Source organism: Paraflavitalea speifideaquila (assembly GCF_032395985.1).
GTDB classification, from domain to species: Bacteria; Bacteroidota; Bacteroidia; order Chitinophagales; family Chitinophagaceae; genus Paraflavitalea; species Paraflavitalea speifideaquila.
Map to the genome: position 1 here is coordinate 3049294 of NZ_CP135920.1, position 16851 is coordinate 3066144.

The 16851-nt window shown below is 48.1% G+C and carries 26 protein-coding genes and 1 pseudogene; 12 read left to right on the forward strand and 15 right to left on the reverse strand.

Going from position 1 to position 16851, the window contains the following annotated elements:
- Positions 1-52: 52 nt before the first annotated feature.
- The 13 genes and pseudogenes from RS881_RS20945 to RS881_RS21010 all read right to left on the reverse strand — a co-directional run bounded on the left by RS881_RS20945 (position 53) and on the right by RS881_RS21010 (position 8269).
- On the reverse strand, positions 53-880 hold the full coding sequence (locus tag RS881_RS20945; protein WP_315822854.1) for a molybdopterin oxidoreductase family protein: 828 nt from the start codon (positions 878-880) through the stop codon (positions 53-55).
- A complete protein-coding gene (locus RS881_RS20950) occupies positions 880-2286 on the reverse strand; it encodes a molybdopterin-dependent oxidoreductase (RefSeq protein WP_315822855.1) in 1407 nt (468 codons plus the stop codon). Before RS881_RS20950 ends, RS881_RS20945 begins: the two co-directional genes overlap by 1 nt.
- A gap of 58 nt (positions 2287-2344) precedes the next feature.
- Complete coding sequence (locus RS881_RS20955; protein WP_315822856.1) at positions 2345-2623, reverse strand: hypothetical protein; 279 nt, start codon at positions 2621-2623, stop codon at positions 2345-2347.
- The gene (locus RS881_RS20960) at positions 2596-2970 is read right to left on the reverse strand and encodes an MFS transporter (protein ID WP_315822857.1); all 375 of its coding nucleotides are present in this window, start codon (positions 2968-2970) and stop codon (positions 2596-2598) included. The genes RS881_RS20955 and RS881_RS20960 overlap by 28 nt, the downstream gene beginning before the upstream one ends.
- Positions 2967-3688, reverse strand: a pseudogene (locus tag RS881_RS20965) (MFS transporter). Before RS881_RS20965 ends, RS881_RS20960 begins: the two are co-directional and overlap by 4 nt.
- Before the next feature lie 42 nt (positions 3689-3730).
- The gene (locus RS881_RS20975) at positions 3731-4090 is read right to left on the reverse strand and encodes a hypothetical protein (RefSeq protein WP_315822860.1); all 360 of its coding nucleotides are present in this window, start codon (positions 4088-4090) and stop codon (positions 3731-3733) included.
- 37 nt (positions 4091-4127) lie between these two features.
- Positions 4128-4388 (reverse strand): hypothetical protein, encoded by a 261-nt coding sequence (locus tag RS881_RS20980; protein WP_315822861.1) that lies wholly within the window; start codon positions 4386-4388, stop codon positions 4128-4130.
- A gap of 53 nt (positions 4389-4441) precedes the next feature.
- Positions 4442-4672 (reverse strand): hypothetical protein, encoded by a 231-nt coding sequence (locus tag RS881_RS20985; RefSeq protein ID WP_315822862.1) that lies wholly within the window; start codon positions 4670-4672, stop codon positions 4442-4444.
- A 68-nt stretch (positions 4673-4740) separates the two neighbouring features.
- A complete protein-coding gene (locus RS881_RS20990; RefSeq protein WP_315822863.1) occupies positions 4741-4866 on the reverse strand; it encodes a hypothetical protein in 126 nt (41 codons plus the stop codon).
- A gap of 383 nt (positions 4867-5249) precedes the next feature.
- Complete coding sequence (nirD, locus tag RS881_RS20995; RefSeq protein ID WP_315822864.1) at positions 5250-5600, reverse strand: nitrite reductase small subunit NirD; 351 nt, start codon at positions 5598-5600, stop codon at positions 5250-5252.
- 170 nt (positions 5601-5770) lie between these two features.
- Entirely contained in the window at positions 5771-6583 is an 813-nt protein-coding gene (locus RS881_RS21000; RefSeq protein ID WP_315822865.1) for a ferredoxin-like domain-containing protein, read from the reverse strand.
- Positions 6471-7790 carry an FAD-dependent oxidoreductase gene (locus tag RS881_RS21005; protein ID WP_315822866.1) on the reverse strand — a complete coding sequence of 440 codons (1320 nt, stop codon included), beginning with the start codon at positions 7788-7790 and terminating at the stop codon, positions 6471-6473. The genes RS881_RS21000 and RS881_RS21005 overlap by 113 nt, the downstream gene beginning before the upstream one ends.
- Positions 7757-8269, reverse strand: a complete 513-nt coding sequence (locus RS881_RS21010) for an NAD(P)/FAD-dependent oxidoreductase (protein ID WP_315822867.1) — start codon at positions 8267-8269, stop codon at positions 7757-7759. Before RS881_RS21010 ends, RS881_RS21005 begins: the two co-directional genes overlap by 34 nt.
- 190 nt (positions 8270-8459) lie before the next feature.
- Between RS881_RS21010 and cobA the strand changes: the two genes are divergently transcribed.
- The 12 genes from cobA to RS881_RS21070 all read left to right on the forward strand — a co-directional run bounded on the left by cobA (position 8460) and on the right by RS881_RS21070 (position 15638).
- Entirely contained in the window at positions 8460-9092 is a 633-nt protein-coding gene (gene cobA / locus RS881_RS21015) for a uroporphyrinogen-III C-methyltransferase (RefSeq protein WP_315822868.1), read from the forward strand.
- Positions 9074-9229, forward strand: coding sequence for a hypothetical protein (locus RS881_RS21020; protein WP_315822869.1), 156 nt, complete (start codon positions 9074-9076; stop codon positions 9227-9229). The genes cobA and RS881_RS21020 overlap by 19 nt, the downstream gene beginning before the upstream one ends.
- Positions 9230-9417: 188 nt before the next feature.
- On the forward strand, positions 9418-9936 hold the full coding sequence (locus RS881_RS21025) for a Crp/Fnr family transcriptional regulator (RefSeq protein ID WP_315822870.1): 519 nt from the start codon (positions 9418-9420) through the stop codon (positions 9934-9936).
- 344 nt (positions 9937-10280) lie between these two features.
- Entirely contained in the window at positions 10281-10787 is a 507-nt protein-coding gene (locus RS881_RS21030) for a histidine kinase (RefSeq protein WP_315822871.1), read from the forward strand.
- A 14-nt stretch (positions 10788-10801) separates the two neighbouring features.
- The gene (locus tag RS881_RS21035) at positions 10802-11248 is read left to right on the forward strand and encodes a sensor histidine kinase (protein ID WP_315822872.1); all 447 of its coding nucleotides are present in this window, start codon (positions 10802-10804) and stop codon (positions 11246-11248) included.
- The gene (locus RS881_RS21040; RefSeq protein ID WP_315822873.1) at positions 11242-11898 is read left to right on the forward strand and encodes a LytR/AlgR family response regulator transcription factor; all 657 of its coding nucleotides are present in this window, start codon (positions 11242-11244) and stop codon (positions 11896-11898) included. Before RS881_RS21035 ends, RS881_RS21040 begins: the two co-directional genes overlap by 7 nt.
- A 227-nt stretch (positions 11899-12125) precedes the next feature.
- Complete coding sequence (locus tag RS881_RS21045; protein ID WP_315822874.1) at positions 12126-12785, forward strand: carboxypeptidase-like regulatory domain-containing protein; 660 nt, start codon at positions 12126-12128, stop codon at positions 12783-12785.
- Positions 12782-13345 (forward strand): hypothetical protein, encoded by a 564-nt coding sequence (locus tag RS881_RS21050; RefSeq protein ID WP_315822875.1) that lies wholly within the window; start codon positions 12782-12784, stop codon positions 13343-13345. The genes RS881_RS21045 and RS881_RS21050 overlap by 4 nt, the downstream gene beginning before the upstream one ends.
- Entirely contained in the window at positions 13342-13998 is a 657-nt protein-coding gene (locus RS881_RS21055; protein WP_315822876.1) for a TonB-dependent receptor domain-containing protein, read from the forward strand. The genes RS881_RS21050 and RS881_RS21055 overlap by 4 nt, the downstream gene beginning before the upstream one ends.
- 79 nt (positions 13999-14077) lie before the next feature.
- The gene (locus RS881_RS21060; protein WP_315822877.1) at positions 14078-14353 is read left to right on the forward strand and encodes a hypothetical protein; all 276 of its coding nucleotides are present in this window, start codon (positions 14078-14080) and stop codon (positions 14351-14353) included.
- Positions 14354-14593: 240 nt separating this feature from the next.
- Positions 14594-15250, forward strand: coding sequence for a hypothetical protein (locus RS881_RS21065; RefSeq protein ID WP_315822878.1), 657 nt, complete (start codon positions 14594-14596; stop codon positions 15248-15250).
- A 127-nt stretch (positions 15251-15377) separates the two neighbouring features.
- Entirely contained in the window at positions 15378-15638 is a 261-nt protein-coding gene (locus tag RS881_RS21070) for a hypothetical protein (RefSeq protein ID WP_315822879.1), read from the forward strand.
- 102 nt (positions 15639-15740) lie between these two features.
- On the opposite strand, the gene RS881_RS21075 is transcribed toward RS881_RS21070, so the two are convergent.
- Together RS881_RS21075 and RS881_RS21080 are read right to left on the reverse strand one after the other, a co-directional pair.
- On the reverse strand, positions 15741-16250 hold the full coding sequence (locus tag RS881_RS21075; RefSeq protein ID WP_315822880.1) for a type 1 glutamine amidotransferase domain-containing protein: 510 nt from the start codon (positions 16248-16250) through the stop codon (positions 15741-15743).
- 357 nt (positions 16251-16607) lie between these two features.
- Positions 16608-16826: a cyclic nucleotide-binding domain-containing protein gene (locus RS881_RS21080; RefSeq protein ID WP_315822881.1), complete on the reverse strand. Its 219-nt coding sequence runs from the start codon at positions 16824-16826 to the stop codon at positions 16608-16610.
- Positions 16827-16851: the final 25 nt, after the last annotated feature.

Here is a 16851-nt window from a genome sequence, read left to right on the forward strand (position 1 = left end):
ATCTTTACCAGCTGATGCCATTCCTGAGTGCCACTGATATAGTCCGGCAACATTACCCGGTTGTAAAAAGGAAAGTCCTCCTTGCTGAACACCACAATTTCATCCTGGGTATTGAGTGCCCGGTAACTTTTACAAAACCACAGGCCCCTGCTCCGGCGCCAATGACAATGATCTTTTGCCGGGGCTTTTGATAACGTTGTACCTGTACCGCGCTGAATTTAAAGTCAGGCTCCTTGCTTTTGGGGTCTACCAGGTTATTGGTCAGGTTATTGGCCCGGTTCAGATCACTGTTGAGCACCTTACCCCAATGCATGGGCAGAAAGACCACCCCCGGTTTAATATCCGTGGTGAGCCTGGCTTTTACCCGTACCTCTCCCCGGCGACTGTTGATCACCACTACCTCCTGGTCGCGGATGTTGCGTGTAAAAGCATCTTCCGGATGTATTTCCAGGAATGCTTCGGCAATATGTTGCTTTAACTTATTCACCTTACCCGTTTTACTCATCGTATGCCATTGGTCGCGGATACGCCCCGTGGTGAGGATGAGTGGGAAGTCCGCATCCGGCAATTCCGATTCATTGTTGTCCGGAAAGGAATGTATGATGGCCTTGCCCGAAGGTGTGTAAAACTGTTTATCAGTAAATAGGCGTGGCGTGCCATAGCCATTGATCCCTTTATTGTAGGGCCATTGTACACTCCTTTTTTCTTTGAGTATATCGTAATTCAGGTCGCTGATATCAATGCGGGTGCCGGCTGTTAAAGCCGCATGCTCCTGGTAGATCTCTGAAAAATTGTTGTAGTTGAAACCATGATACCCCATCTTTTGTGCAAAGCGGCAAATGATGGTGGCGTCGGGCAGTGCTTCACCCGGCGCGTCCACTACTTTTGTAAATAACCGATGCGCCGCTCCGAATTGGTCATCGTGCCTTCTTTTTCTGTCCAGGCAGCGGCTGGCAATACTACATCGGCATAGGCAAGCGTTTCGGGCCTGTTGCTGATATCCTGTACCACTACAAATTTGGCTTTCTTTAACCCCTCCTCGGCCAGGCGCACATCGGGCAGGCTGATCAATGGGTTGGTACACAATATCCAGATGGCCTTTAGTCGTCCATCATTCAATGCTTCAAACATTTCCGTAGCCGTCAATCCTGGCCTCGGGGCTATTTTGCCGCCTCCCCAAAATTGTTCCACTGCTGCGCGGTGCTCCGGATTGAGCAGGTCGCGGTGGGCAGGTAACAGGTTCGACAATCCACCTACTTCCCGGCCGCCCATCGCATTGGGCTGTCCCGTGAGGGAGAAAGGCCCCGAGCCAGGCTTGCCAATATGCCCTGTAATAAGGTTGAGGTTGATAAGGCTTAGGTTTTTGTTTACACCAATCACACTTTGGTTAAGCCCCATCGTCCACATGGTGATGAATCCTTTGGCCTGACCGATATAAGCGGCAGCCTGCCGGATGGCTGCTTCCTGCACACCACAAATAATGGCAGCTTCGGCAACACTGCGTTCAAATACCGTTTGCCGGTATTTTTCATATCCCTCCGCATGGTGTGTAAGGAAGTCATGATCTACCTGGCCTTCTTCGATGAGGCAGCGGCCTATAGCATGGTGCAATACCACATCTGTACCGGGGTTTAATTGCAGGTGCACATTGGCCAGTGAGCAGGTTTGCGTTTTACGTGGATCACTTACAATGACCCTGAGGTTGGGATTGGTGGCCCTGGCAGCTTCCACCCTTCGCCAAAGAATGGGATGGCACCAGGCGGGATTGGCCCCAGCCACCAGGATGCAATCGGCCAATTCAATATCGTCATAACTAATGGGCACACTGTCTTCGCCCAGCGCCATTTTATAACCTACTACTGCACTGCTCATGCACAGGCGTGAATTGGTATCAATATTATTGCTGCCAATAAAACCTTTGATGAGTTTATTGATCACATAGTACTCTTCAGTGAGGCATTGGCCCGAAGCATAAAAAGCCACACTATCTGGTCCGTACTTTTGGATCAGGGTTTTGAATACCGCCGCTGTCCGGTCTAGCGCCTCGTCCCAACTGACCCTTTGCCGGGGCTGGTGGCGGCTATACCGCATTTCGGGGTACAGCAACCTGTCACTGGTATCCATCACCGTATAGTGCAGGTTCATGCCCTTGCTGCAGAGCATGCCTTTATTGACAGGATGATGAGGGTCGCCTTCCACCCGCAGGCTGCCATTTTTTTCTTTGTGCACCAGGATGCCGCAGCCTACGCCACAATAACAACAGGTTGATTTGAACGATTCAGTCATAAGAATACAGAATATAGAAGCCAGAATACAGAATTCAGAAGCGATTGCTTCGGATTATTTAGCCGCCTACAGGTCTTTCTTCCGGACTTTCCGACTTTCCGACTCTACTTCGCGGCCTGCAGCGCAGGAGTAGCTTCTGTTTTTCCTCCTGCTTACTGATAAGCCGGTACACTAAAATGATGATGCCCACTGCAAATACGCCCATGCCTAAGTAGAAGAATGCATCTGCATAAGGCATGGACTTGAACAGAAACCCAATCAGCATGGCGCCCACATTGCCACCGGCGCCTACAATACCTGCCACACTGCCTACGGCATTGGGATTGATAAAGGGCACAATGCTATAGGTAGCCCCATTGGCCATTTTAAGGCAAAGACCAAAAAGAACAGGAGCGCAATGGCAGCGCCCAGGCTGCCTGCTTTGGCAAACAGGATGATGCCAATACCTTCCAGTAATAGTAACCCGGTAAGTAAGTTCACTTTGCCATTGAAGCCAAAACGATTACCTACCTTATCCGATACAATGCCGCCAATGGCACGGGCAAATATGTTGAGCCATCCAAAGATGCTGGCCATTAAACCAGCCATGATGAGCCCGGCACTGTATTCATCATGAAAATAGGAGGCCGCAAAATTGTCAACCGTGATCTCCACTCCAAAGCAGGCCGCATAAGCAATGGTCAATATCCAGGTGCGATAATCTTTGGCCGCCAGTAGGATGGTATTTTCTTTTTGCCGGTATAGCGTGCTACTTCATCAAAATTACCCTGTGGAGTATCCTTGGTATAGCGGAAATACAGGAAGGCCATTATAAGTAAGAGGATGCCGGGTACGATCATGGCCAGGCGCCAGCTGTTTTCTTTGCTTACCCAGCCCAGGCCTACAAAGGCAGCGGCGATCAATGGCATAATGATCTGCGTAGCGCCGCCACCCGTATTGCCCCATCCGCCTGCCACTGCATTGGCGGTACCTTTGATATTGGGGGCAAACATGACGGAGGTATGAAATTGTGTCAACACAAAGGATGCGCCAATCACACCAATGGCCAGCCGGAAAATGAGGAAGCTGGTATAGGTTTGGCTTAGCCCGATGAGCATAACGGGAACGGCGCATAATAACAATAATAAAGTATAGGTTTTGCGGGGCCCCAGGTATCGCACAAGCGGCCCACGATGAGCCGTGCAATAATGGTAGCCGATACAGAAGCAATGCCAATATTCCCTTTCTGGGCCTTGGTTAAATGCAATTGCTCACTCACCAGCGGCATCAGGGGCGCAATACCAAACCAGGCAAAGAAGCAAAAGAAAAAGGTGAGCCAGGTAATATGAAAGGTGCGCATTTGTATCCCCTTCAGCGAAAAGATATTTAATTTATGAAGCGGTTGTTGATCGATCGTTGACATAGCAGTGAGTTTAAACTTTGTAATGGTTAATGAAACCGTTGATTATTTCACCAGGAACGTGGGTTTGATATTGATACTCAAATAGGCCCAGTTGCTGTTTTGCTTCGCATTCGTTACATTCTTCACCGTGGGCGAACTAAGCGTACCCGTACTGAAGAAGTGGCTGTAACCAGCTTCAAAACCAATGACGGGGGTAAGGGCATAAGTGGCTACGATATCCACTTCCGTACCCAGGTACCGGCTAAGCTTATTGCCATTGGTAGCAAGGACTTCCGAGGCACTGTTGAAAACATGCCCATCCGCTGTAAGTATCAATTTATCCGAAGCCTTGTATCTGGTTTTGAGATAGCCATCATGCAACCCTTTATTGCCAAAGCCACTGGCTACATAGAAATAATCCATGTATCCCCAAAACTTATGCGGCGTTCCATACAGCGGATCAAATGCCCGGCTGGTACTGCCCGAGCTGCCGCCACTGGTGTAGTCGTATCCCAGGCCCGCACTGAATTTTTTTAGACAGTGTGTATTGACCGGCTAAGGACACCAATTCTCCCTGGAGCTTTTGCCCATTGGCATTTTTACCAAACTGGTAATAAGCTGAACCCGTAAGGTTGATCCGTTGAAAGGTATTGGTATAGTACAAGCCCGTTGTAAACCGGCTCCAGGAGCCAGGTTCATACACCTTTACTGTATTATCCATCCTGAACCTGGAAAACTGATCGGCAAAAATGAGGAGGGAGGTATTGCCGGCGCTTAATTTTTACCGGCATAGAGAAACTGCATACTCTTGTAGGCAGCGCCGCCATTGGTATTGGCTGCATAGCCGGGTGGGGTGCTATTGTATATAGTACCACTGCCATTTTCTTTGTTTTGGTTGAAGGCCAGTCCTGCATGCAAAATCCAGGGGCCACTATTGAACTTCAGGAGCGCTGCATCATGCCGCCGCGCCTGTTGCAGCCAGTCGAGGTTACCCAGCAGGCGCACATCGTCGTATACCAGTTCCTGCCGGCCCAGCTTTACACTCAGCGTTTGCTTTTTGGACGAACTGTCCGTTAAAAGATCTCGGCCCAGGCTTCATGCAACATAAACCCATTATTGTCCTGGGTAGTGGTCCGGTTAATGGTGGATACATCCTGGCCCCATACCCGTACATCCTGTACGGTGAGCCCGAATTTCAACCGGTAGGTTTCATAGCCGGCCGATAAGCGGCTGCGTTGGGAGGTAAAGAATGCCGGTTTGGCTCCCGATGGGAGGGGAGCCCCTTGTCCGTCCCGGAACTCTGTCCGGGTACGCAGCTGGCCTGTAAGCGTTAGTTGCGCCTCCGCAGCAGAGAAGGTACAACAACTAAAAGAACAGGCAGCCCTGTTTTAGAATACCATTTTTTCATGTTACTTTGGGCTGGTTTTAAGGTGAAGAAATCCATTTTAAGATCATAAGCCCGTGTGCGACGCCAATCTCCGCGGGCTTTATTGTTTTAATGTGCGAATCTGACAATTTGAGCATTTGAAAATGCCGGTTCTTCGCTATGTCCGTTTTTCTACTCCAACTCACTACTAACAACTCACTCCGGCACCCCGATAAATACCAACCCATCTTCCACCTTCACAGGATAGGTTTTAAGTACATACTCATCGCCACTTAGGCATTCGCCCGAGCGCAGGGAAAATGTTTTCTTGTGAAAGGGACACGCTACCTTGGGCTCTTCGTTTTGAGAGCCGATCATCCCACGGCTCAATGCCATCTGTTGACGATGGGGGCAAAGGTTTTGCGTAGCATACCATTCATTGCGACGGGAGAAGTGGAATAACGCTATTTGCTCATCTTTATATTTTACACATACACCACCATTTTCCGGTACATCTTCTACCCGGCAGGCGGTAAACCAGGTGAGCGTTTGTTCAAGTGTCAGCATAATAATAAAGTTTGGTCAATAAGAAGCCAGTGCCCCTGTCCCGCATACGCGGGACGGGACCTTGGGGCAATACAAAAACAAGCAGGCTGTCGCTGTTTGATCAGCGCAGGCATTCAATCGTTAGAGGAAATTATATATAGCTCGTGTGGCTTTCGGACTTCCGGTCTATCTTACTTCCATTCCGTAGCCCGTTTTTGGCTACGCATGGGCTCAAATTGTACAGTAGGATCTTTATCTTCCGGTGCGTTGACGAAATGATTGAATCGTTTGCGTAGTTCGGGACTGTCCACTACTTCCTTCCATTCGCATTTGTAGTTGTCTACCAGCAATTGCATTTCCGTTTCCAGTTGTTCGGCCAGTCCCAGGCTGTCATGAACCACTACATTTTTCAGGTAAGCAATACCGCCGTCCATTTTGTTCAGCCAGGTGGCTGTCCTTGTCAATGGATCGGCGGTCTTTATATAAAACATGAGAAAACGATCGATGTACCGGATACAGGTTTCACTGTCCAGGTCGGTGGCTAGTAAACGCGCATGTTGTGGTTTGGAGCCACCATTGCCGCATACATAAAGATTCCAGCCTTTATCGGTGGCGATAATGCCAAAGTCTTTTGATTGTGCTTCGGCGCATTCCCGGATGCAACCCGATACGGCCGACTTGAGCTTGTGTGGCGCACGCAGGCCACGGTACCTTTCTTCAATGCGGATGGCAAAACTAACACTGTCGTGCAGGCCAAAACGGCACCAGGTACTGCCTACACAACTTTTTACCGTGCGCAAAGCTTTGCCATAGGCGTGGCCGCTTTCAAAACCTGCGGCAATGAGCGCTTCCCAAATAGCAGGCAGGTCGTTTACATGGGCGCCAAACAAGTCAATCCGCTGGCCGCCCGTGATCTTGGTATAGAGATGGTATTTTTGTGCTACTTGTCCTATTACGATCAGTTTCTCGGGTGTGATCTCTCCACCCGGTATACGGGGTACCACCGAATAGGTGCCTCCCTTTTGGATATTGGCCAGGTAACGGTCGTTGAGTCTTGTGCAGTGGCATTGCCTTTTGAAGGATCATTTCATTCCAGAGGCTGGCAATAATGGAGGCAATGGCAGGTTTGCATATTTCACAGCCATCACCTTTGCCCAGTTTGTCCAATACCGCATCATAACTTTTCAGGTCATGTACTTTTACCAGATCAAACAGCTCCTGCCGGCTGTAGGCAAAATGCTCACAAAGTACATTGCGTACATATTTGCCCTGTGCCTGCAGGGTATGCGTCACAAGATCTTTTATCATGGGCACACAGCCGCCGCAGCCGGTGCCTGCTTTGGTGCATTTCTTTACTGCATCTGCCGTTTCGCATCCCTGTTCACTAACCGACTGGCAAATAGTTTGCTTGGTAATGCTTTCACAACTGCAAATGAGGGCATCATCGGGCAGGCTGGTAACGCCTGCCCCTTCTTCGGCAACGCCACCCCGGGCGCCCAGGATCACATCTTCGGGGTTGGGCGGCAGTATTACTTTGTTTTTGCAGGTTTGCAACAACATATTGTATTGGTCTGCATCGCCCACCAGTATGCCGCCCAGCAAATGCTTGCCATCATGGCTGATATTAATGCGTTTGTAGATGCCTTTGAGTGTGTCTTCCCATACCATACAACGGCCGTCATTCGGGTGTACAAAAGGTTCGCCAAAGCTGGCTACATCCACGCCGATCAGTTTGAGTTTGGTGCTCATGTCATAGCCCGTAAAAGTCTTGCTACCACCGGTAAGGTGGGTGGCTACTACATCGGCCATATCATAACCAGGTGCTACCAGGCCATAGATCATGCCTTTATACAACGCACATTCGCCAATGGCAAAAATATGTGGATCGGTAGTTTGTAATTGGTCATTGACAACAATGCCGCCACGGTGACCCGTTTCCAGGGCGCATTGCCGGGCCAGTTCATCACGCGGTTTGATGCCTGCCGAAATCACCAGCATGTCTACATCAATCACCGTATTGTCGGCAAATTGCATGGCCGTAATGTGTTCATCGCCCAGGATGGCAGTAGTATTGGTATTGGTGCGCATCCGGAGGCCCAATGCTTCCAGTTTGGCGCTTAACGTGCGGGAACCGGCTTCATCTATTTGCCGGGGCATGAGACGGGGAGCAAATTCAATCACCTGCGTATCGGTAATGCCCAGATCGAGCATGGCTTTGGCAGCTTCCAGACCCAGTAGACCGCCGCCAATAACAGCGCCTTTTTGGCATGCCTGGCATAGGTGGTCATCATCTCCAGGTCTTCAATCGTGCGGTAAATAAATACACCTTGTTTCTCCACGCCGGGGATGGGTGGCACGAAAGCAGCCGAACCCGTAGCTAGTACCAGGTAGTCGTAGCTTTCCGTAATACCTTTAAATGAATGGACCGTCTGATGAGCCCGGTCAATACTTTGTACCGGATCGCCCAAATGGAGGCGAATACCATTGCTGGCATACCATTCAGCAGGGGCGAGTGTCAGTTCGTCTGCAGATTTGCCGGCAAAATATTCACTGAGGTGTACCCTGTCATAGGCGGGCCTCATTTCTTCTCCAAATACGATCAGCTCATAAGCCTGATTTCCTTGTTTGGCCAGTAGTTTTTCGCAAAACTTGTAACCGGCCATTCCGTTACCAATGATGACGATTTTCATGCAGTGCCCTGATTTTAAGTGTTAATGGGAACTGACAAACAAGCATTAGAAAAAAACAATGTAATAATATGGCAAGTAATCATCATTGAAAAATTAGTATTTGTGTGACTTGTGTCATAAATTTAGGAATAATTATGCGTATTAAAAACATTTAATCCTGATAAATATCACATAAATAATAATTGTATATATGCCGATACCCCGTTTGTCCCTCGTGGGTGCAGGTCCCGGAGATCCTGAATTAATTACCCTGAAAGCGATCAAAGCATTGCAAGAGGCGGATGTAATACTGTATGATGCCCTGGCCAATGACGCTTTGCTGATCTATGCAAAACCCGGGGCTATTACCCGTTTTGTTGGCAAGCGGTACGGCTGTCATGCTTTGTCACAACAGGAGATCAACCAGCTCATGGTTGAAATGGCACTGGCTCACGGTCATGTAGTGCGTTTAAAAGGAGGTGATCCTTTTGTTTTTGGCCGGGCCCAGGAGGAGATCACCGCAGCCCGCGAAGCCGGTATTGCTGTACAGGTAATACCTGGCATTTCCAGTGCAATGGCAGTACCGGCATCTCAAATGATACCCCTTACCTGCCGGGGTGTGAATGAAAGCTTTTGGGTTACAACAGGTACCACACAATCGGGCGAGCTGTCGGCTGATATTAGACTGGCGGCCCAGTCTACTGCTACCGTCATTATACTGATGGCTATGAGTAAGCTGGAGGCCATTATGGAGCTATTTGCGGCCTATGGCAAGGGAACTACACCAGTAGCCATTATACAGAACGGCACTACTTCCAAAGAAAAATGGTGTTGGGTTCTGTAAAGGATATTGTATTCAGCGCACAACATGCAGGACTGGGTAATCCCGCCATTATTGTTATTGGAGAAGTCGTCAGGTTACACCCTTCCTTATTGCCTGCGCAGGTAAATGAACAGATCGTATTATCTTCACGTTCATGAAGCAGGTTAAAACCAGTTGCGACCAACAAAGTTGTTTTTTATGTAAGCGTTGTTTAAAAGAATGGATACCTGCCATTGAGGCCAATAAGAAAAGTTACCAGTTTAAAAGGGAGAGCTGATATTCCGGGAAGGGAACCGGTAACCGGCATCTACTTCCTGTATGATGGTAAAGCCAAAGTGCACAAGAAATGGGGGAGGAGAAAGAGTTGAATATCCGCTTTGCCCGCAAGGGCGATATTATTGGCCACCGGGGATTGGGCAAAGAAACCATTTATCCCGTATCGGCTTCGGCACTGGAAACCTGTACCGTTTGTTTTATTGACCTGGCTTTCTTTAAAACCACCCTCAAGGTAAATACCGATTTCACCTACGACCTGCTGATGTTTTATGCAGAGGAATTGCAGGAGTCAGAAAAGCGTATGCGCAACCTGGCGCATATGCCGGTAAAAGGACGTATTGCCTATGCCTTATTGATCCTCAAGGAGAAATTTGGTCTTACCCCCGAAGGGTTTATCAATATCTCCCTCACCCGGCAGGACATTGCTTCTTATGCCGGCACCACCTACGAAACCGTATTCCGCATCATCAGCGATCTTACCCAGGCTCAAATTCTTACTGTTGATAATAAAGATATCACCATACTGGACGAAGCGGCGCTGCTGCGCCTACACAGGAGGGAGAAGGCATTGGCTCCTGAGCACCATTAATTACCTATGCACCCTTTACCGGGTGCATAGGGATGCTAGTGCACTAGCCGGGATATTCACTGAACATTCACCAGGCATTCACAACTACTTGCACTGGCGCCCTCTGTGGAGGCCTGTTTTAGGCGCTTCCAGTGCAAGTAGTAGTGGATATGCAGGCAGGGTTCAGAGGCATTTGAGTGGATAAGCCTGCACGGCAGGGTGTCTTACAATTGCCCCCGATAGTTTCGTCTACCCATACAACTCCCTGGTCTACTCTTTTTTACAGGATGCAGATATAGTGGCTATCTTGCATGTATTGCCGATTTAATATTATGCCTGATCGTATTAAATACTTTTCACCCGGAATGCATCTTGTTATCTGGACCGCGCTATTGACGGTGCCCTTGATCGTATTCCATAAAATGGATACGGGCTTGCCCAATGGCTTTTTCCTGCTTGGCAATCTGTACCATGTGGGTTTATTTTACCTGAATGCTTTTTATCTCTATCCTCGTTTCCTGACGCGGAAACGCTGGCCTTTATACATTTGTTTTTTAGGTATCATCGTGTGGGGCTCCTATTACCTGAAAGTGGGGGCGGTCATGTTGTTTTGCCCGGAGTCATTGACCCGGGGATTGAACACAGGTTATTTTCTTTTTCCGCCCATTCCATTTTTAATTGCTTCCATCATTTACCGGCTGATCACAGACCGGATATTGGCCGAAAGGGCTGAGAAGGAAGCCAGGGCCGAAAGATTGGCCTCTGAACTGAAATTCCTGCGGTCGCAGATAAGCCCTCATTTCCTGTTCAACGTATTGACGAATATGGTTTCCCTGGCCCGTAAAAATCACCCTTACTGGAACCGGCCCTGATCCAATTATCCGACATGCTGCGCTATATGTTGTATGAAACCAATGGCGAACGGTTCGCAGTGTCTAAAGAAATTGAATACCTGAACAACTATGTCGAATTGCAGCAGCTGCGTTTTAGCGACGATGTAACTGTGCAGGTAACTATGGAAAACAGCGATTCTAATTGTACTATTGAGCCGATGCTGCTCATTCCCTTTGTGGAAAATGCATTTAAGCATGGCATTGGTTTGGTGAAAGATCCCTATATAAAAATATCCTTGCAGGTAAAAGAACAATATTTGTATTTTCAGGTGATAAACAATTACAGCCGTGACAATACTTCTAAGGATAATAATTCGGGCATAGGCCTGGCCAATGTACGCAACCGCCTGCAGCTTTTATACGGCAATCAATATACCCTGAACATACAGGACAATGGCGAGGTGTACAATGCCAGCTTAAAACTTGCTTTATCATGCTGAAATGTATTGCAGTAGACGATGAAAAACTGGTACTGGACCTGCTGGTGGATAATATACAGCAGGTGCCATTCCTGCAGCTGGTGAAACGCTGCCGCAATGCCATGGAGGCGGCAGAAGTGCTGCATACAGAAACCATCGACCTCATTTTCCTGGATATACAAATGCCTGGCCTCAATGGATTACAATTCCTGCAATCCCTGAAAAATCCACCCATGGTCATCTTGGTAACGGCGTATAAAGAATATGCGCTGGAAGGGTTCAACCTCGATGTGGTGGACTACCTGCTAAAGCCGGTATCCTTTGATCGTTTCCTGAAAGCTTGTAATAAGGCACAGGAACTGTTTAACCTGCAGCAAAAGCCTGCACCTAAAGAAGCGCTCATCGACTATTTTTTTGTCTATGTAGAGTATGTACAGGTGAAGGTCTCCATACCTGCTATACTATACATTGAAGGAATGAAGGATTATATCAAGATCTTCCTCAACACCACCTCCAAGCCGGTGATCACCAAAATGAGCATGAAAGCCATACAGGAAAAACTGGCCGCCTTCCGTTTTATCCGTACCCATAAATCCTTTATTGTGGCTGCTGATAAGGTGACTGCCGTTAAGCGTGACCTGATCTGTATTGGCGCCCTGGAACTTCCCTGAGTGAAGGCTTTAAAGCTGGTGTAGAACAATTACTTGCTCTCTGATAAACCCAGGTTCTTCCTGCAGCCCTGTGGGTTAGCCTATCGCTACTCTATTTCCGGTTATCACAAGTCTCCTCATTTTCCCCTTACGTCTATTCAGGCTTTACCAAAGTCTATTCTTGCCGTCAGCCACTACCTGGTTCAAATACTTTTGGGATGTCATTATTGCTTTTAAAGTATTGAACCATGAAACATACTACTGTATCCATGCTTTTTAGTGTACTGCTGCTCACTGGCCTGCCGGTTACAGCGCAGGTAACGGTTCGTGGTAAGGTCATGAACAATAAACGAGAGCCCCTGGCGGCGGCCACGATTACTGTTAAACAGCCCCGCGTGGGTGCTACGGCCGATTCGGTGGGTGCTTTTACATTGCGGGTGCCGCTGCAGGATAAGGTGGTATTGAAAGCCTCTTCCATAGGCTACCTGCCTAAAGAAGTAACCGTGAGTGTGAATGATTCTATTGCCATTGAAATAATACTTGAAGAGGAAGGGAAAAGCCTGGGTGAAGTAGTGGTGGTAGGCGCCGGCAGTTTTGAGGCCAGCGATAAAGCGAAAGGCGCTTCCTTAACGCCCATTGATGCGGTAACCGTTGCGGGCAATGGGGGCGATATTGCCAATGCCCTACGCTCCTTGCCAGGGGCGCAACAGGTAGGTGAAACGGAAGGGTTGTTTGTACGCGGGGGCACCAGTGAGGAGGCCAAACAATTTGTAGATGGTGCCCTGCTGCCGCATCCTAATTTTTCCAGTGTACCAGGGGTACCACAGCCTGCCAGGCTCAATCCTTTTTGTTTAAGGGCATCCTGTTCAGCTCCGGTGGCTATTCGGCCTTATATGGGCAGGCCATGAGCAGTGCGCTGATATTGGAAACGGTTGATCTGCCCGATCAATCATCGGCCAGTCTGCACCTTTTTCCCATGTCGATGGGAGTAGGGTGGCAGGAACTTGGTAAGGACCGGAAAAGTAGTTACGGTATTAATGCACGTTATGGTAATTCCCGCTTGTACAACCGGCTTACAGATGCAAGGCCCGATTTTACGCATGGCCCTGAATACCTTACCGGTGATGCCAATTTTCGCATCAAGGCCAGTAAAACGGGTATGGTAAAGTTCTATACCAATTATGGTTATAGTCGAACGGGGATGAGCCGGGAGGATGTAGATAGTGCGGCTTTGTTGTCGGCTTTTGAGTTGAAAGGGTTCAATGTGTACAATAACCTTTCTTATCGCGAGTCGCTGGGCCGTCAATGGAAAATAGATGCCGCTATTGCTTACAATTATTTTAAAGAAGATGTGCATAATCAATTATTGGATGATAAAAAGACCCTGTCTTTATTCCTGTTTATCCATACAGCGAAAAGAATATTGCACGAAGTGTTAGGTCTGATTTTGCGCAGGCCAGGGCGGTGATCACCAGGCTTTTCCGGCGCAGGCAGGCCCTCCGCCTGGGCGGTGAATATTTCTACAGTAAAGACCAGTATACCCGCAATGATACAAAAACCACCCTGCAGGATAACCTGGCAGTAGCTTTTGCCGAAGGGGATGTATATATTGCCCGTAATATAGCTGCTAAGGTAGGTGTGCGGGCAGAGTATACAACCTTACTGCAACGCCTCAATGTGGCGCCCCGGATCAGTTTGGCTTATCGCTTCCCGGAGGCCGGCCAGATCAATATTGCTTATGGTGTATTTTACCAAAAGCCCGAAGGGATACAATTGCTGCAAAATAAAGACCTCTTCTTTAGCCGGGCAGATCATTACATTATCAATTACCAATACAAATCGGGTAACCGCCTGCTTAGGATCGAAGGATATTATAAGTGTTATAGTAAACTGATCACCACGCAGCCAACCGTGGGCAATGATGGAACGGGATATACGCAGGGGATAGAATTGTTTTTCAGAGATAAACGAACATTCAAAAATATCGATTACTGGGTTACTTATACCTACCTGGATACCAAACGCAGGTTCATGGATTATCCGGCATCCCTGCGGCCTTCCTTTGCTACCCCACATACCGCATCGCTGGTAGTGAAACGCTATTTCAGGCCATTAACCTGAGTGCCAACCTTTCTTATACACTGGCTACGGGACGACCTTATTATAATTTCAAACCGATGCGCAAGGAACGTCTTATGTATTGGATAAGGGGACTACCAATACGTACAGTGGATTGAACCTAAGTTTTGCCTACCTCTTCACGATGTTCAAAGGATGGAAGAATAAGGATTTCTCCGGTATTGGGTTTGGTATGAACAACGTATTTGGCAGGGAACAGGTATTTGGATACAACTATAGTTACAATGGGTTACACAAACTGCCTATTACCCAAGTGGCTGTAAGGACCTGGTATGCGGGCTTGTTCATGAGCTTTGGCATTGACAGAAGGGATGATTTTATCAATGAGAATCTGTAGATCGTGAACCAATGTTGCTTAGTTAAGGAGTCAATATTCGATGGGTCTTTGAGGGGTCTCCGCTTTGTAGCAACATGTAGCGTTTTTGATGCGGCGCCGTAGGCGACGAACCGTGGGTGGTGCGCCTACAGCGCACAATGCCTTTGAAAACGATTTCTACAAAGCGAGATCCCCTACGGGGCTCAGCAAAGGCAATGGTGCCACCTCTTTTTGTAACGTCATTATTAAAAACTAAATAATATGAAGAAAGCGATTTTTATGATGATGGCCGCCTGTATGGTCATTGCGGCAACATGGGCGCAGGATACACAGGAGCAGCAATTGCAAGAGGCCATTGGCCGTCTGGAAAAAGCGGTGGCCGTGAAAGATTACCGGCAGCTGGCATTGGATTTTGCCGGTATTGCGGCGCAGCAAAAAACAAACTGGTTATCCTGGTACTATGCTGCTTACTGCAATGCCAAAGTAGGCTGGTTGTATCAAAATGATGGTGACAAGATAGAACCATTTGCCAACCTGGCCGGAGAGCAGATCAATACGGCACTTGCTTTACTGGATACTGTGAAGCAAAAAAAGGAATTGTCGGAAGTGTATTGCGTGTTGAGTATGGCCGAGCGGGCAAAAGTATTTATCAATCCCATGACCTATGGTCGCAAACATGGCCCCATGGCTGCCAAATATATACAGCAGGCATTGGCGGCCAATCCCAACAACCCCAGGGCCAGTTACCTGGAAGGATGGGAGAAGTATTCTACTCCTAAAATGTGGGGAGGCGATAAAAAGAAAGCAAAGGTATTATTGGAACAAGCCTCCCAGCAATTGAGTGCCCAGGGCGCTGTAGGGAGCAATCCTCATTGGGGCAGGCAGGAAGTAGATGAGTTACTGAAAGAATTGAAATAAGGAGGCTGGTCAAAGCGCTTCTTCTGGTCAGGTCACTAATGGCAGCCGTAAACGTCGCTCGCTGCCAAACGGCCAGCTTCCCGGGTGAAGTGGCCTGACCTATTTTATCACTTTTAAATTATATTTTATGCCGTTTATTATCATCATTTTAATGCGTGTATTGTTTGTGGCGAGCATGGTATTTATTGTCGGGTATGTTTTCGGTGGGTTTTCCCGGAAACCAGCGCTGGTAACAATCACCAAGGTAGCCGTTGTATTTTCTATTGTACTGTTCATTGCAACAACTGCTTTGTCTTTCCGTTTTGGCGGCTGGCGCCACAGGCAAAGTGGGCAACATGCCTGTGGCTGGTATCAGCAGGATGCTGCTGATGTACAGCCGGGGAAATAATGCTTTACCAATGAAAGTAATGGGCAGCCGGCAGATAAAAATTCCATCTGCAGGCTGCCCATTACTTTACTAAGCTTATTCCACTCAGGCACTTGCCGGTAGTTATTGCAATGCTGTCTGCAGCGCTTCGCCAACACCTTTGGCCGATTGGGGATTTTGTCCCGTAATCACCCGTTGATCAACCGTTACATGCGGCTGCCACAGGCCGGACTTCTCAAACCTGGCTCCCCGCTCAATGAGTTTGTTCTCCAGTAAGAAAGGCACCACATTGTCCAGTTTAACCGCCTTTTCTTCTTCATTGGTAAACGCATTGATCTTTTTGCCATTCACCAGGTATTGGCCATTACTCAACTTGATATTGACCAATCCAGCCGGACCATGACATACGGCGCTCACGATCCCGCCATTTTCATAAATGGCAGCCGCTATTTTGGCCAGTGCTTCATTGTCTGCAAAATCCCACATGGCGCCGTGGCCGCCGGCAAAATAAATAGCCGCATAGTCTTTGGGATCGATAGCCGAAGGCAGCAGTGTGTGCTCTACTTTCTCGCGGTACTTTTTTTCTTCCCAAAACTTCTTATTCGTAGCGTCGTCGAGGTTAAAGCCATCCACGGGTGCTTTGCCTCCCTGGGGCTTACAAAATCAATTTCATAACCTGCCTGTTGCAATACTTCCCAGGGATGCGATACTTCGCCCAGGTAGAACCCGGTGGGCTCGCCGGTACTTCCTTTTGTCGTGGCTGGTGACCACAAAGAGTATCTTCTTTTTCATTTTTCCAGATTGATTGATTTGTGCTGTTGCCTGGTTATACACAAGAGCAAGGGTGCAACAGGCGATAACCATTGCTCCTGTAATAATACCTTTGGTGATTTGTTTCATTGTTGCCGGTAATTTGATAGCACAAAGGTCTATCCTTCCCGGATGCCGGCACAGGACAAAGGTCACGATTTTGGTGTGAGGTAGATCACATTAAACAGTATACAACCTGCTTAATGTTTCCCTGGAAACGCCCAGGTAAGCGGCGATAAGCGTTTTGGGGAGCCGTTGGGTGAGGGTGGGGTATTGTTGCAGGAACTGCTCATAGCGCTCTTTGGCCGTACTGTTGAGCAGAATATAATCAAACTCACTGTTGGTAAACGAAGTTATTTTTCTAAATGTTGTCTTAAAAACTGACTCATAGGGTAGCACTTTGCCTGATTGATGGTACTGTAAA

Excerpts from the sequence above, each read along its gene's own strand:
- RS881_RS20950 (WP_315822855.1), bottom strand. The coding sequence starts at position 2,286 with ATGACTGAATCGTTCAAATCAACCTGTTGTTATTGTGGCGTAGGCTGC.
- RS881_RS20975 (WP_315822860.1), bottom strand. The coding sequence starts at position 4,090 with ATGGATTATTTCTATGTAGCCAGTGGCTTTGGCAATAAAGGGTTGCAT.
- RS881_RS20980 (WP_315822861.1), bottom strand. The coding sequence starts at position 4,388 with ATGGATAATACAGTAAAGGTGTATGAACCTGGCTCCTGGAGCCGGTTT.
- nirD (WP_315822864.1), bottom strand. The coding sequence starts at position 5,600 with ATGCTGACACTTGAACAAACGCTCACCTGGTTTACCGCCTGCCGGGTA.
- RS881_RS21005 (WP_315822866.1), bottom strand. The coding sequence starts at position 7,790 with ATGCTCGATCTGGGCATTACCGATACGCAGGTGATTGAATTTGCTCCC.
- RS881_RS21010 (WP_315822867.1), bottom strand. The coding sequence starts at position 8,269 with ATGAAAATCGTCATCATTGGTAACGGAATGGCCGGTTACAAGTTTTGC.
- cobA (WP_315822868.1), top strand. The coding sequence starts at position 8,460 with ATGCCGATACCCCGTTTGTCCCTCGTGGGTGCAGGTCCCGGAGATCCT.
- RS881_RS21020 (WP_315822869.1), top strand. The coding sequence starts at position 9,074 with ATGGTGTTGGGTTCTGTAAAGGATATTGTATTCAGCGCACAACATGCA.
- RS881_RS21025 (WP_315822870.1), top strand. The coding sequence starts at position 9,418 with ATGGGGGAGGAGAAAGAGTTGAATATCCGCTTTGCCCGCAAGGGCGAT.
- RS881_RS21030 (WP_315822871.1), top strand. The coding sequence starts at position 10,281 with ATGCATCTTGTTATCTGGACCGCGCTATTGACGGTGCCCTTGATCGTA.
- RS881_RS21035 (WP_315822872.1), top strand. The coding sequence starts at position 10,802 with ATGCTGCGCTATATGTTGTATGAAACCAATGGCGAACGGTTCGCAGTG.
- RS881_RS21040 (WP_315822873.1), top strand. The coding sequence starts at position 11,242 with ATGCTGAAATGTATTGCAGTAGACGATGAAAAACTGGTACTGGACCTG.
- RS881_RS21045 (WP_315822874.1), top strand. The coding sequence starts at position 12,126 with ATGAAACATACTACTGTATCCATGCTTTTTAGTGTACTGCTGCTCACT.
- RS881_RS21050 (WP_315822875.1), top strand. The coding sequence starts at position 12,782 with ATGAGCAGTGCGCTGATATTGGAAACGGTTGATCTGCCCGATCAATCA.
- RS881_RS21065 (WP_315822878.1), top strand. The coding sequence starts at position 14,594 with ATGAAGAAAGCGATTTTTATGATGATGGCCGCCTGTATGGTCATTGCG.
- RS881_RS21070 (WP_315822879.1), top strand. The coding sequence starts at position 15,378 with ATGCCGTTTATTATCATCATTTTAATGCGTGTATTGTTTGTGGCGAGC.